The sequence below is a fragment of the Shewanella sp. cp20 genome, from assembly GCF_000832025.1.
Taxonomy (GTDB): Bacteria; Pseudomonadota; Gammaproteobacteria; order Enterobacterales; family Shewanellaceae; genus Shewanella.
On record NZ_JPII01000042.1, the window covers coordinates 52,553 to 66,458 of the forward strand.

Genomic DNA, 13,906 nt, shown 5'->3' on the forward strand with positions numbered 1-13,906 from the left:
GAAGCGAGCCCGATGGCTCGCTTTTTTGTGTCTGCTCGTCGGCTGGGGGGCGTGTTACAAGCGTGGCAAACAAGACTTGAATATACGGAAAACCATATATATGCTTATCCATATATTTATGTGTGGGAGTGCCAATGGCCGTCGCAATCTTTAAAGCCCTTTCCGATGAGACCCGCCTGCTGAGCCTGCTGTTGATCCAGGCAGAGGGCGAGCTGTGTGTGTGTGAGTTGATGGCGGCGCTTAACGAGAGCCAGCCTAAGGTCTCACGTCACCTGGCGCAGCTGCGTAAGGCTGAGCTGTTAAGTGACCGTCGTCAGGGCCAGTGGGTGTTTTACCGTATCAACCCCGAGCTACCCGCCTGGGCTGGCGAGGTGATCCAAAAGACCCTGGCGGGCAACCCTGAACTCTTGCGTCAGGCCCAGGCCCGTCTGGCTAGAATGGGTCAGCGCCCCGAGCGGGTACAAGTCTGTTGTAAAGGATAAATCCATGGGACTATTTGAACGTTATCTGAGTGTCTGGGTAGGAATGGCCATAGTGGCTGGTGTCGCCTTGGGCTATCTGCTGCCGGCGCAATTTGCCCTAATCGCCTCCTTTGAATATGCCAGCGTCAATCTGCTGATCGCCCTGCTTATCTGGGTGATGATCTACCCCATGATGGTGCAGATCGACTTCTCGGCGGTGAAGGATGTGGGCAAGCGTCCCAAGGGATTGTTGCTGACCTTTGTGGTGAACTGGCTGGTTAAACCCTTTACCATGGCGCTGCTGGGCTGGCTGTTTTTCAGAGTCCTGTTTGCCTCCTGGGTGGACGCGCAGACCGCCAGCGAGTATATCGCTGGCATGATCCTGTTGGGGGTTGCGCCCTGTACCGCCATGGTGTTTGTCTGGAGTCAGCTCACCAAGGGCAATCCTAACTACACCCTGGTGCAGGTGTCGGTGAACGACATCATCATGGTGTTTGCCTTCGCGCCTATCTGTGCCTTCCTGCTGGGCGTTAGCGACATCCAGGTGCCTTGGCAGACGCTGCTGATCTCAGTGGTGCTCTATGTGGTACTGCCGCTTGTCGCCGGCGTGATCACCCGTAATTTTTTGAATAAAAAGGGTCATGTGTTGAGCGTCGAGGGTTTTGTCGCTCGCCTCAAGCCCTGGTCTATTCTGGGACTGCTGGCGACCGTGGTGCTGCTGTTTGGCCTGCAGGCCAACACCATATTGGATCAGCCGCAGAATATCCTGCTGATCGCCATACCCTTGCTTATCCAGACCTATGGCATCTTCTTTATCGCCTATTTCGCCGCTAAGCGACTCAGGCTGGAACAGGAGGTGGCGGCGCCCGCCTGTATGATCGCCACCTCTAACTTCTTCGAGCTGGCGGTGGCCGTGGCCATCTCATTGTTTGGCCTGCACTCAGGCGCGGCGCTGGCGACCGTGGTGGGGGTGCTGGTGGAGGTGCCCGTGATGCTCTCCCTAGTGGCCTTCGTCAATCGGGATAAAACTAATTATTTGCGCGGCCTAGGTAAGGCCTAGGCGGCAACAGAAACAGCGAATCGAGAGAATAGGATAACAAGATGACAATCAAAGTAGGCATCAACGGCTTTGGCCGCATGGGACGTCTGGCGCTGCGCGCCGCCTGGGCGTGGGACGATATCGAGTTTGTGCAGATTAACGACCCGGCGGGCGACGCCGCTACCCTGGCCCATCTGCTCACCTTCGATTCCATCCATGGCCGCTGGGCGCATGAGGCTGTTGCCGAAGACGATCAGATAGTCATAGGTGATAAGCGCATTGCAACTAGCGCTAACCGCGCCATCGGCGATACCGATTGGTCGGGCTGCGACTTAGTGATCGAGGCCTCGGGGGTGATGAAGTCGAAGGCGTTGCTGCAGGCTTATCTCGACCAAGGGGTCAAGCGAGTGGTGGTGACCGCGCCGGTGAAGGAGGAGGGCGTGCTCAACATCGTCATGGGGGTCAACCATCAGCTGTATGACAAGGACAAATATCCGATAGTCACGGCGGCCTCCTGCACCACCAACTGTCTCGCCCCCGTGGTCAAGGTGCTGCATGAGCAGATCGGCATCAAACATGGCTCCATGACCACCATTCACGACATCACCAATACCCAGACCATCTTAGATGCGCCCCACAAGGATCTACGCCGTGCCCGCGCCTGTGGTCAGTCGCTGATCCCGACCACCACAGGTTCGGCCACCGCCATTACCCATATCTTCCCCGAGCTTAAGGGTAAGCTCAATGGCCATGCGGTGCGTGTGCCGCTGGCCAACGCCTCAATCACTGACTGTGTGTTTGAGATGCAGCGTGGTGTTACCGAGGCCGAGGTGAATGCCCTGTTCAAGCAGGCAGCCCAAGGGGAGCTGAAAGATATCTTAGGCTACGAGGAGCGCCCGCTGGTGTCGGTGGATTACAAGACAGATCCGCGCTCCAGCATAGTCGACGCCCTGTCGACCATGGTGATCAACGATACACAGCTCAAGCTCTATGTCTGGTACGACAACGAGTGGGGTTATGCCAACCGTACGGCCGAGCTGGCACGTATGGTCGGCCGGTTGGATAAGGCCTAAGGTACGCCAGCATGCTAACTAGCCTGCGCGCCCTACCGAGTGAGATGCGCCAGTATCTGCTGGTGACCGGCAACTACTGGGCCTTCACCCTGACCGACGGTGCGCTGCGCATGCTGGTGGTGCTGCATTTTCACCAGCTTGGGTATTCGCCGCTATCGATCGCCATGTTGTTTCTCTTCTACGAGATCTTCGGCGTGGTGACTAACCTGGTGGGCGGCTATCTTGGCGCCCGCTTGGGGCTCAATCGCACCATGAACATCGGCCTCGGCTTGCAGGTCGCGGCACTGGGTATGCTGCTGGTACCAAGTGCCTGGCTCACCGTGCCCTGGGTGATGGCCGCCCAGGCTCTGTCAGGAATTGCCAAAGATCTCAACAAGATGAGCGCCAAGAGCAGCGTCAAGATGCTGGTGGCCAAGGGCGAAGAGGGCAGACTGTACAAGTATGTTGCCGTGCTGACCGGCTCTAAGAATGCCCTCAAGGGGGCTGGCTTCTTCCTCGGCGGCGCCCTGCTGGCGCTGCTGGGCTTCAAGGGGGCTATCGGCCTGATGGCGGCCCTACTCAGCATCGTCTGGCTGGTTAGCATCATCAAACTCAAGCAAGATCTGGGCAAGGCCAAAAACAAGCCAAAGTTTACCGAGCTTTTTTCTAAGAGCCGGGCGATCAACATCTTATCGGCGGCGCGCATGTGTCTGTTTGCCGCCCGTGACGTCTGGTTTGTGGTGGCTCTGCCTGTCTATCTTGCCAGTCAGTTCGGCTGGGACCACTATCGGGTGGGGGGCTTTCTGGCACTCTGGGTCATAGGTTATGGCGCGGTGCAGAGCCTGGCGCCCAGAATCACCGGCAAGGCCAGCGGCCTGGTGCCCGATGGCCGCAGTGCCATGTTATGGGCGGGTGGATTGACACTGATCCCCGCCGCGATCGCGTTGGCCCTAGCTGGACAACTCGGGTTTGCGTCGGCGATGGCCCAAGAAGCGGCTTTGCTTGTCGGCCTCTTGCTCTTCGGCGCCGTGTTTGCCATCAACTCCTCCTTACACAGCTACCTGATCGTTAGCTATGCCAGTGACGATGGCGTCTCCTTGGATGTCGGTTTCTACTACATGGCTAACGCCATGGGACGGCTATTGGGCACTATCCTCTCGGGCTGGGTGTATCAGGCCTATGGGCTGGCGGCTTGCTTATGGATCTCGACGGTGCTGCTCGGGCTAACAGCAGTGATTAGCGTGGGGCTGCCGAGGCGCTAGCCTTGTAATGAAGACTGAATACTTTGAGGTTGCTAAATATTCTAGCAACAGCGGGAACTGCTTAAGAACTCATATACCAAGACTTAGACTCTTGGTGTAACAAAATCAAGATAATTTGGTTATAGTGACTCTAGGTTCAAACGTGACCGTTTGTTAATAGTAATCTGAATTTAAAAGGGATTTTCATGACAGATTTAGAGAGTATTAAGATATTAACCCGGGGTGATAAGGGGGTTATTGCCGGTGTCTGTTCTGGTTTAGCCGACTACTTTGGTCTAAGAGTCAATGGGTTGCGAATTGCTTTTGTCTTAACCAGCCTATTCTTCTTCCTTCCTGTCTTGGTTTATCTGATTTGCTGGTTAGTGTTGCCACAATTTCCCACCACGCAGGCGATGCGCCGTCAGCTGCAGCGTAAGGCTAGTCAACTCCGTTGAATAGCGGGGTATTAGCTATCTGTATCGAGGCTAGACATATCTCAGTTAGCCGATTGCTTCCTTAGTTAGATGCTCTTAGTTCAAGTGCCGAGAGATAGAGGTGCGAGGAGTCGTTGAGCAATCCATCAGAGTGACTAGAGAATTAAGATGTTTTTACGTCTCATTATTGATCGCAACGGGCATTATGCAGTGTCTAAGTCGTGTAATATAGATTTCCTATCGATGAGTAACCCCATGGTGTGAGCGTAGGTTTTGTGTTGGGGATGTCGCTTGACTTAAAGGCGGTAAACCTCATTCGCCACAGGTTTTAGAAAATTAACCCTTATGAGAAGTGCTGGAACTCACAGGAGATTACCTAAGTATGTATGGTTTAATTCTCACGCTACATATTTTGGCGGCGACCATCTGGACGGGTGGGCATATAGTGCTTTCGGTGGTAGTACTGCCCCGTGTACTCAAAGAGCGATCGCCTCAACGCTTATTGGAATTTGAATCCGTCTACGAAAAAATCGGCATGCCCGCCTTGGTTATCCAGATCATAACCGGCCTGATGTTAGCGTATCGGCTGCTGCCAGATGTTAGCCTGTGGTTCGACATGTCGGTTCCCTTGGCTCATGGTATTGCGGCGAAATTAACCTTACTCGGGCTCACTTTCCTTCTGGCTTTAGATGCTAGGTTCAGGGTCATTCCTAAGCTGTCACCGTCAAACCTGACGGATATGGCGCTCCACATTGTCCCGGTAACCTTATTATCAATCATGTTCGTATTGGTTGGTGTCTCCTTCAAGCTGGGGGGCTTGGCCTACCTCGTCTCTTAAGTGTGGGCGACAGGCTCATCAGGCTTGTGCTCGCAGACGAGGTTGGGGTTGAGTTAGCTGCCTTAACTTCTCGACCATCCATCACTTTCTATTTCCCATGATTTGCTAGGCCTGCCTAGGCATCGCCCACCTCTTAACTAACTCTCTTTGTTTCAATTTGTTAACAATCGTTGCTTTCATTTTGAGCGCTTTTCGTTGTACTCTGGGATGCAATCAACAAAGCGTGGCGTAGATCACCAAAATAACGATAAAAACGAAGAGGTTTGAATGGAAGTTATTACTGAGTTTGTCAGTACGATCAACGGGTTCGTATGGGGTACTCCCATGCTCGTGATGATCTTAGGCGTAGGACTCTTTCTCTCCTTTGGCTTGCGGTTGATGCCCATCCTCAAGCTGGGTACCGGCTTTAAGTTGCTCTGGTCTGGGCGTATTCCCGACAAAGATAAGCAGATGAAGGGGGAGATCAGCCCCTTTAATGCCCTGATGACCTCACTGTCGGCCACCATAGGTACGGGTAACATTGCCGGGGTGGCGACCGCCATCTTTATCGGCGGCCCGGGTGCCCTGTTCTGGATGTGGTGTACCGCCTTAGTCGGCATGGCGACTAAGTTTGCCGAGGCGGTGCTGGCGGTGAAATACCGTGAAGTCGACGATAACGGCAACCATATCGGCGGCCCCATGTACTACATCAAGAATGGTCTAGGCAGCAAATGGGCCTGGCTGGGTACAGCCTTCGCCTTGTTTGGATCCTTCGCCGGTTTCGGCATCGGCAACACAGTACAGGCCAACTCTGTGGCCGACGCCCTAAGCAGTAACTTCGGCGTGCCCACCTGGGTGACAGGTGTGGTGCTCATGGTGTTGGTGGGCGCTGTGCTGATGGGTGGTATCAAGCGTATCGCCGATGTGGCGGGTAAGCTGGTGCCCCTGATGACGGTATTCTATATCGCCGCCGGTTTGTCGGTGATCGTGGTTAATTTCGCCGACATTCCCGATGCCATCGCCCTTATCGTGCACAGCGCCTTTAATCCTGTGGCGGCCCAGGGCGGCTTTGCCGGTGCGGCGGTGTGGGCCGCGGTACGTTTCGGTGTGGCCCGTGGTGTGTTCTCTAACGAGGCGGGTCTGGGGAGTGCGCCCATTGCTCACGCGGCGGCGCAGACCAATAACCCTGTGGCTCAAGGCCTGGTAGCCATGCTCGGCACCTTCATCGATACCCTGGTGGTGTGTACCATTACCGGTCTGGCGATTGTGGTATCCGGTGCCTGGACATCGGGTGAGAATGGCGCGGCGCTGACCTCTTATGCCTTCTCTCATGCCCTGCCTATGGGTAACTATATCGTGGCTATCGCCCTCTCTATCTTCGCCTTCACCACCATCCTGGGCTGGAGCGTCTATAGCGAGAAGTGTGTGCAGTATCTGTTTGGTGTGCGTGCGGTGAAGCCATTCAGAGCCATCTGGGTGGTGGTGGTGCCGTTAGGGGCCGTCAGCTCGCTCGATTTCATCTGGTTGCTGGCCGATACCCTGAACGCCATGATGGCAATCCCTAACCTGATCGCCTTGGCGCTGCTCAGCCCTGTGGTGTTCGGCCTGACTCGCGAGTACTTCATCAAGAAGCGTCAGCAAGAGGCCGAGGCCAGTAGCTAAACCGTCTGTTATGAGATAAAAAAGCGCCCTCGGGCGCTTTTTTTGTTGCTCATATGGCTAGTCGAGGCGCTTATTAAAGCGCAGCGAGGCCACCAGGATGCCGACCAGGGTGAAGCCGATAAGCCAGAGGGCATCGAACTGCATGTCACTCAGGGTGCCGCCCCGCAGCACTATGGCGCGTATGATGCGCATGAAGTGGGTGGCGGGCAGTAGCTCGGCGAGCCATTGGGCCGGCCTGGGCATGGCCTCGAAGGGAAACATGAAACCCGACAATAGTATCGTCGGCAGTATGATGAAGATGGTCATCTGCATCGCCTGCAGTTGCGTCTTGGCGATGGTGGAGATGATCAGCCCCAGGGTGAGGCTGGCGGCGATGAACAGCAGGGTGCCCATCAGCAGCTGGGCGATGGCGCCATTGATGGGCACGTCGAAGATAAGATGCCCCAGGCCGAGGATGATGGTCATCTGTACCAAGCCCACCAAGATGTAGGGCACTATCTTACCCAGCATCAGCTCTAGCGGCTTGATGGGCGTGGTGATCAGCAGCTCCAGGTTGCCGCGCTCGCGCTCTCGTACTATGGCCGCCGAGGTAAAGAGGATCATGGTCATGGTGAGGATCACCGCGATCAGCCCCGGTACTATGTTGACCGCCGAGCGCTGCTCTGGGTTATAGAAGAGGGCGACCTCGAAGGTGGGCAGCCTTTGTGTGTCTTGCCCTGTGATCTGATCCAGCGGCATGTTTCTCAGCTGGCTGATCGCCGAGGCAATCATGGTATCCGAGCCGTCGACCACCCATTGTCCCAGGGTTTCGCCATTGGCCAGCTTCTGAGTGAGGTTGGGCGGCAGGATCAGTGCCGCGCGTACCTCGCCCCGGGTAATGGCGGCCTCGGCCTCCTCGGCACTGGCGTAGTGCTTCTCTATGCTGACCACCTGAGTCACCTTGATTGCCTCGACTATCCAGCGACCGGCGGCGGAGTGGCTCTGATCCACCACCACCACGGGCACGTTACGCACATCGGTATTGATGGCATAGCCAAACAGCAGTAGCTGGATCAGCGGGATCATCACCACCATGCCGAAGGTGATGCGGTCGCGCTTGAGCTGGCGGATCTCCTTGGTGGTGATCGACTTTATGCGCCTCAGGCTAGCCAGTAGCATCTTGCGCCTCCCGCGATGGGCTGAGCCCCTTGCCGGTGACCGACACGAAGAGATCTTCCAGGTTGGGGGCGACCTGAGTCAGTTGCTGTGGCGTCAGTTGGCCTGCCACGGCGCGACTCTTCTCCAGCAGCCAGGGAATAGGCGCCGCTATCTGCTTGTCGACCAGGACCCGTAGGCGATCGCCTAGCTGGGCGGCGGAGGGGATCTCGCCGAATTGGCTAAGATGTGACTTTAGCTGTCGCAGCCTGTGTCCGGCGATCTCTATGACGTGCAGTGGCATCTCCTCGAGCAACGTCTGAGGATTGCCCTTGGCGCGAATGTGGCCGCTTTCCATGATCGCCAGCTGGTGGCATCGCTGCGCCTCATCCATGTAATGGGTGGTGACTAAGATGCTGGTGCCGCGCTCGGAGAGATCGAACAGTTGCTCCCAGAAGTCGCGGCGATTCTGGGGATCAACCGCCGAGGTGGGCTCGTCGAGAAACAGAAGCTCTGGCTCGTTGATACAGGCGCAGGCCAGCCCCAGGCGCTGTTTCTGTCCGCCGCTGAGGGTGCCCGCGAGCTGCTGGCGCTGGGCGTCGAGATGATAGGTGGCCGTCAGTTCATCTATCTTGCGTTTGCTCTCCCTGGCGCCCAGACCATAGATGTCGGCGATAAATTGCAGGTTCTCCCTGACACTCAGATCTTCGTAGAGGGAAAACTTCTGTGTCATATAGCCAATGTGTCGCCTGAGTGCCTCGGCCTGCTTGGGGATCGCCATGCCCAGGACATTGATCTCACCCCGAGTCGGGGTTAACAGGCCGGTGAGCATGCGGATGGTGGTGGACTTGCCACAGCCGTTGGGGCCAAGAAAGCCGTAGATGTGCCCCTTCTGCACCTGTAGGTCCAGCTCGGCAACCGCCAATAGGTCGCCAAACCGCTTATCGACGCCGCGGGCATCTATGGCCAGCTCCGCACTTGGAGACATCAGGGCAGCTCCACCTGGGCGGGGATGCCCGTGGGCAGACGCTGGGCCGTCTCGTCGAGATCGAACTCTGCCAGATAGACGAGACGAGATCTATCCTGTTGATTCAAAGCGTAATATGGCGTGAAGGCCGGCTCCTTGCTGAGCCAGCGTAGCGTGCCGGTAAAGGGCGTGTTCTGACCGTCGATATGCACCTTAAGCTGCATTCCTATGGTGAGCTTGGCCATGGCGGGGGCGGGAATATAGACCCTGGCATAGGCGGCCTTGTCGGCCTGAATCGCCACTACCACGGCGTTGGCGGGCACTCGCTCCCCCAGGTTAAAGGGCAGGCTGTCGAGGCGTCCGCTGCGGGTCGCCGTGATGCTGAGGTCATCCAGCAGTTGCCGCGCCAGATCCAGCTCGGCGGCCGCCGCATCCAGGGCGGCCTGGGCCTGCTGAATATCTTCCTGGCGCACGCCGACAATCAGCTTGCTCAAGGCCTCGTTCGCGGCGTTGTGTTCGGCTATGGTCTGATCCCGGCTGGCAACGGCCTGATCCAGATCCTGCTGACTCACCAGGTTCTGTCGCTTGAGCTTATCGATGCGCCTGTAGGTCTTCTCCGCCTGCACCATGGCGGCGGTGGCACGCTCCAGATTGGCCTGCGCGCTGGCGATATCCTCTGGACGTTCGCCATTGGTGAGCCTGAGCAGGTAGGCCTGTGCCTTCTGCCACTGGGCCTGGGCGTTGGCAACTCGTGCAGTCTGTTTGCGGGTGTCGAATTGCAGTAGCAAGTCGCCCTCGGTGACCTGGCTACCTTCGCGTTTAGGTAAGGCCGTGATGATCTCTGAGGTGGTGGCGCGCAGGAGTACCCGGTCGCGCTCTAACGTGCCTAGGGCCTGGGGCGGCTCGGATCCCTGACAGCCGCTTAGCAGCAGGAGAAGTGGGGCAATGAGGCGTAAGGATTTGCTTAGCGTCATGATGACCTCTTGCAGATAAACTGCTCGGAAGAATTATGACTATCAATAAGTTATGTGCTGAATTTAATCTTACACCAATTTAGCCAGTGGAGAAGGGGAATCTTACCAAGCCCTCGGCTCGACCTGATAAGCCAATTTAAGGCGTAACCTAAGCCTAAGCCTGAGTTTAAGCTTAAGCCACACGCTAAGGCCTGTGTTGCACAACAAAGAGCGTCCTAAGAGGGCGCTATTTTTGTGTTTGAGATAGATGATTCTTGGCGCTAGTTGCTAGGCTTGCTGGTGCTAAGTTGTGAGTGGCTTCGACTGATGGCGCTAGGCTAGGTTGCCTTGTTTCGGACAATTTTGGGAGGAGAGATGACAACAATAGATGGGCGATAACATCGCTATCCAGGTTGTGATTAGGCTTGGTGGCGAGCCTTTTGTAACGCATTTAAGTGGTTTGAGTCCTTGGTTAGGCGCCGTTTGGTGCAAGACTGTCACTTGCCGGTTTGTTAACATCTCAGTGTCTTGGTGGCTGGTATCAAGGCCTTTCTTTTGGTTCTTCCTCTAGGTTGACCGCATTTTGCCTAGAGTGTGTAAAAGTAATGTGAGCGCCACATTTTTCTGTGAGAGGTTGGCGCACTTAGCGTGTATCTTATTGTTTGTTAATTTGCATATGTTTAAGTAATTGATTTTAAATATACTTTTATTTGTTCTGATGTTGCCTCATTGCTATCTGTTCTGAGTTTTTCCCTATCTCGCTTCCTAAGACAGGTGTTCGTTTGCGTTTGCCTGTCGTCCATTAATTAAATCTTATCGACTTTGTTATCGGGATCACATCTCGTTGCAAAATGTTCACATTTGGCCCCCTGAACTTGACCGCAATGTGAGGCCGCTCTCATTAAGTGCGAAAAAGAAAAATTAGAGTAAAGACTCTAATTTAGAGTAATTGCTCTATAAGTTGTTCAGGTTAGCGTCGATGTAAGCGTCAACCTGAATCAAGTTAACTCAGGAGGCGTTATGGACATACCTGTCTGGCAATATGTTGTTTCGATGAGCGGATACATAGTGTTCTTGCTCGTGTTGGTGGAGGGCATGCGCCGTACACCTCGATTAACGGCAGCCTTTTGGCTGTTGTCATTACTGACCGCGCCCTTATGGGCGGATAACCTCGACGGCTGGTTCCGTTGGGCGAAAACCGTGAGTGTGCTGATCCCTACCGCTATCGTGGTGGGCGGTGCTCGCATCGCTTATCTCTACTATGACAATCCTAATAGGGTGCTGGCGTTCTTCAGGGGCGACTGGGTACTCAAGGTGTTGTACGCCGTGTTGTTCCTCAACATTGCCGAGGCAACGGCTAAAGACTTTGTGACCGCTAATTACTTCAATGCTATCTGTGGTGTGATTCTGTGTATCACCATCCCGTTCCCTCGCTATAAGAACGGCCAGCGCATGTATTGGGTGATAGGTCGAGACAAGCCCAATGATCTCTTGTTCTATTCGACTGCGGCGTGGAACTTCCTCTACACCACATGGAACCTGGCCTTCGTGTTTGGTGAGAACCCAGGCTACTTCGCCAGCTCCTTCTGTATCTTAATGGCGGCAGAGTTGTACCCCATCATCAAGGGGCGCCCCGAGCTCTACATCATCGCTCGAGTGTACACCTTAGCCTTCCACATTCTGGTTCGCGCCAATGCCGACATCTTCACGCCTGTGATGGATTCGACCAGCTGGGCCAACGACACAGTGCTCTGGGTGTGGGGCGCGATCAACCTGTGTCTGCACGTTCCATTTGCCATCTGGTACTTCAATAAGCAACGCACTAGCCCAACAGGCGAGCCGCCTACCGGGGACAACGAGCCGCCGATGCTGAATGAGTACTACAAAGATACGCCGGAAAAACAGCAACAACTAACCACGGCTTAAGACCTTAGGGCGCCGCAAGGTGGCGCCCCTCATCTAAGCATCACGATTGAGAGAGTGAAATTATGAAACTCAGGGTGAAACAGATATTTAGCACTATGTTTGCCATGTTACTGATGCTATGCAGCTCAGTTAGCTACGCAGACGACGCCTTAGATGCGACATCGCATCTGGACAATATTCAGGGGCAGGTTTGGCAGGGAACGCGAGACGGTAAGCCGGGTGAAGGCAGCCTGTTCTATCGCCTCGAATTTGGCAGCGATGATACGGTTCAGGTCATTAAGCAGTCGGGTGGCTTCAACCATAGCGAGATTCAGCACTGGGCATTGTCGGGTCATGACCTGACGATCAGCAGTCAGCCAGGCGCCTTGATCACCGACTTCGATGGCGCAAAGATCAGCTTCGTCGAAGCCGAGACCATGCGTTTTAGCCTGGATGGCGATGGCTTTAACATCCACAAGTGGTATCAAAACCGCGCCTTCGGACACGTGCTTTTGGTGCTGATTGGCTTGATGCTGCTTAACGAGCTATGCCGCCGCTTCAAGTACAGCAACTACCTGCTGTGGTTTATTCTGCCCATCGTATTGATTCCATTATGGTCCAGCTATGGTGTGACCTATTGGTTCAAGTGGGTCAAGCTCTATTCTGTGGTGGGCGCCGCCGCGCTATTTACCTTGATCCGCTTTACCAAGATAGGGGATATGAAGTGGGCCAAGTTTGGCGCGGCCGCCTTCCTCGCCATCAACATTTCAGAAGCCGTTATGCAGGATTTTAGTATGGGTAACCTCGCTAACATCCTCAACGCCATTGGCGGTGTGTTGTCCATCATCACGCTGGCGGGCTGGGCGCAGATCTTTGCCGACAAGTCTAAGCAGCAGGATATGATCTGGCCCGCAATGACCACCTTCTGGATCATTGCCTATGACGTTTGGAACATCGTCTTCGTTTACCTCAACTTCCCGGGTTCTGCGACGGCGCAGATGATGGTGCTGATCGCCGCGACACTGCCCGCGCTGTTCATCAAGAAGGGTACCTGGTTGCAGGCGCGTGCGTTCACGCTGGCTGGCTCCTTCATGTATTACTTCAGCTGCCCATTCATGTACGAAAGCAATGTGGTGCCAATGCCACGTAACGATGAACTCATGCTCGCCGCCGGGCTGGCAAGTTTCGTGATTAACAGTGCATATGCCTATGTCTTCTTTACTGGCAAGTGGAAGCGCCGTCAGGCACTGGCTGCGGCAAGTTAACCGCCGTAATGCGACAAGTGATTAAAACCGATTTTTTAACAAATAGATCAAATGATGACGATGGAGTCAATTATGAAAAAGCATCTTTTAAGTGTTGCGGTTGTAGCGTCAATGACTTGTGGTTTCAGCGCGATGGCGGCAGATGATGCCGATATCGATATGTCTAACCCAACGGATGTGTATACCTCTCTGGGGGCTTCCTATGGTAGTGAAGGTGCAAATTTTAAGGCGCAGTTGATGCTGTCTGAAAAGACGGCCACCTCGGGACAAAAAACAGGGGTGATCTTCGAGGCAAAAAATATCTTCAATGAGGGAGACAAGACGCCGCAGTTTACAGGCATGGTGGCTCACCCTGATTACGGCATGATCCCAACCTTTAACGACGAGACCAGCAAGCGTTCATATCGTATGCGCTATGGCACCATTAACACGACTAATGGCACCGGCTGGTCGATCGATGCCATCCTGGCGGACCATCCCTTCTACGGCAACATGGCGGTGATCCAGGCGGGTCCCGTGATGACGATTCCAGTAACAGACAGCTTCTATATCTGGCCGATTCTCTATGCCGGCGCCGTGGTAGTTGAAGATAACATGTCGCAGATCTTGCCGCCTGATATGGCCGCTAGTACCGCGGTATCGAGCAGCGGCATCGATGTGCCGTCACTCATTCTGACCGGTATGGTTTACGCCCGTTATGCCTTTAACGATCACTGGTGGACCCTGGTGAGCGCCTCTTATACCGATGAGATTCAGGGTAAGGGCTGGAGCGATGACATCATGGATGGCGGATTACAAATGGCCAGTTTCAATGGTGAAATTTCGGTGGCCTACCAGATGAATAAGCGTCAAAACATTCGTGTGAACTTTAAGACGGATAATAGCGACAGCACGGATGACAGCTACTGGATCGAGTACAACCACGCATTCTAGCTGGTGCCCTTTGCGCTAGCGTTTTGCTCCCCAGTTCGGCGCT

13 protein-coding genes are annotated in these 13,906 nt (G+C 54.8%); 10 read left to right on the forward strand and 3 right to left on the reverse strand.

Annotation, left to right across the window (positions count from 1 at the left end; all coding sequences use genetic code 11):
• The first annotated feature begins 134 nt into the window (after nucleotides 1–134).
• From DB48_RS13890 to DB48_RS13920, 7 genes are all read left to right on the forward strand, one after another.
• The gene (locus DB48_RS13890; protein ID WP_041510832.1) at nucleotides 135–482 is read left to right on the forward strand and encodes a metalloregulator ArsR/SmtB family transcription factor; all 348 of its coding nucleotides are present in this window, start codon (nucleotides 135–137) and stop codon (nucleotides 480–482) included.
• Nucleotides 483–486: 4 nt separating this feature from the next.
• Nucleotides 487–1,521, forward strand: coding sequence for an ACR3 family arsenite efflux transporter (arsB, locus tag DB48_RS13895; RefSeq protein ID WP_041510833.1), 1,035 nt, complete (start codon nucleotides 487–489; stop codon nucleotides 1,519–1,521).
• A gap of 41 nt (nucleotides 1,522–1,562) precedes the next feature.
• Nucleotides 1,563–2,573 (forward strand): ArsJ-associated glyceraldehyde-3-phosphate dehydrogenase, encoded by a 1,011-nt coding sequence (locus tag DB48_RS13900; protein ID WP_041510834.1) that lies wholly within the window; start codon nucleotides 1,563–1,565, stop codon nucleotides 2,571–2,573.
• A gap of 11 nt (nucleotides 2,574–2,584) precedes the next feature.
• Nucleotides 2,585–3,814, forward strand: coding sequence for an organoarsenical effux MFS transporter ArsJ (gene arsJ / locus DB48_RS13905; protein WP_041510835.1), 1,230 nt, complete (start codon nucleotides 2,585–2,587; stop codon nucleotides 3,812–3,814).
• Between the two features lie 185 nt (nucleotides 3,815–3,999).
• On the forward strand, nucleotides 4,000–4,248 hold the full coding sequence (locus DB48_RS13910) for a PspC domain-containing protein (protein WP_041510836.1): 249 nt from the start codon (nucleotides 4,000–4,002) through the stop codon (nucleotides 4,246–4,248).
• A gap of 361 nt (nucleotides 4,249–4,609) precedes the next feature.
• Nucleotides 4,610–5,065, forward strand: coding sequence for a CopD family protein (locus DB48_RS13915; protein WP_041510837.1), 456 nt, complete (start codon nucleotides 4,610–4,612; stop codon nucleotides 5,063–5,065).
• A 267-nt stretch (nucleotides 5,066–5,332) separates the two neighbouring features.
• The gene (locus DB48_RS13920; protein WP_041510838.1) at nucleotides 5,333–6,706 is read left to right on the forward strand and encodes an alanine/glycine:cation symporter family protein; all 1,374 of its coding nucleotides are present in this window, start codon (nucleotides 5,333–5,335) and stop codon (nucleotides 6,704–6,706) included.
• Nucleotides 6,707–6,763: 57 nt separating this feature from the next.
• Here the strand turns inward: DB48_RS13920 and DB48_RS13925 are convergent, their stop codons facing one another.
• Genes DB48_RS13925 through DB48_RS13935 form a run of 3 tightly spaced genes read right to left on the reverse strand, consistent with a single transcriptional unit; the run spans nucleotide 6,764 to nucleotide 9,781 of the window.
• Nucleotides 6,764–7,864 carry an ABC transporter permease gene (locus DB48_RS13925; protein WP_041510839.1) on the reverse strand — a complete coding sequence of 367 codons (1,101 nt, stop codon included), beginning with the start codon at nucleotides 7,862–7,864 and terminating at the stop codon, nucleotides 6,764–6,766.
• On the reverse strand, nucleotides 7,851–8,828 hold the full coding sequence (locus tag DB48_RS13930) for an ABC transporter ATP-binding protein (RefSeq protein WP_041510840.1): 978 nt from the start codon (nucleotides 8,826–8,828) through the stop codon (nucleotides 7,851–7,853). Before DB48_RS13930 ends, DB48_RS13925 begins: the two co-directional genes overlap by 14 nt.
• On the reverse strand, nucleotides 8,828–9,781 hold the full coding sequence (locus DB48_RS13935; RefSeq protein ID WP_041510841.1) for an HlyD family secretion protein: 954 nt from the start codon (nucleotides 9,779–9,781) through the stop codon (nucleotides 8,828–8,830). Before DB48_RS13935 ends, DB48_RS13930 begins: the two co-directional genes overlap by 1 nt.
• A gap of 999 nt (nucleotides 9,782–10,780) precedes the next feature.
• Here DB48_RS13935 and DB48_RS13940 point away from each other — a divergent pair.
• The 3 genes from DB48_RS13940 to DB48_RS13950 all read left to right on the forward strand — a co-directional run bounded on the left by DB48_RS13940 (nucleotide 10,781) and on the right by DB48_RS13950 (nucleotide 13,863).
• Complete coding sequence (locus DB48_RS13940) at nucleotides 10,781–11,686, forward strand: hypothetical protein (protein ID WP_041510842.1); 906 nt, start codon at nucleotides 10,781–10,783, stop codon at nucleotides 11,684–11,686.
• A 62-nt stretch (nucleotides 11,687–11,748) separates the two neighbouring features.
• Complete coding sequence (locus DB48_RS13945) at nucleotides 11,749–12,930, forward strand: DUF5692 family protein (RefSeq protein ID WP_235375407.1); 1,182 nt, start codon at nucleotides 11,749–11,751, stop codon at nucleotides 12,928–12,930.
• Nucleotides 12,931–13,002: 72 nt separating this feature from the next.
• Nucleotides 13,003–13,863: a hypothetical protein gene (locus DB48_RS13950; protein ID WP_041510843.1), complete on the forward strand. Its 861-nt coding sequence runs from the start codon at nucleotides 13,003–13,005 to the stop codon at nucleotides 13,861–13,863.
• Nucleotides 13,864–13,906 lie beyond the last annotated feature (43 nt).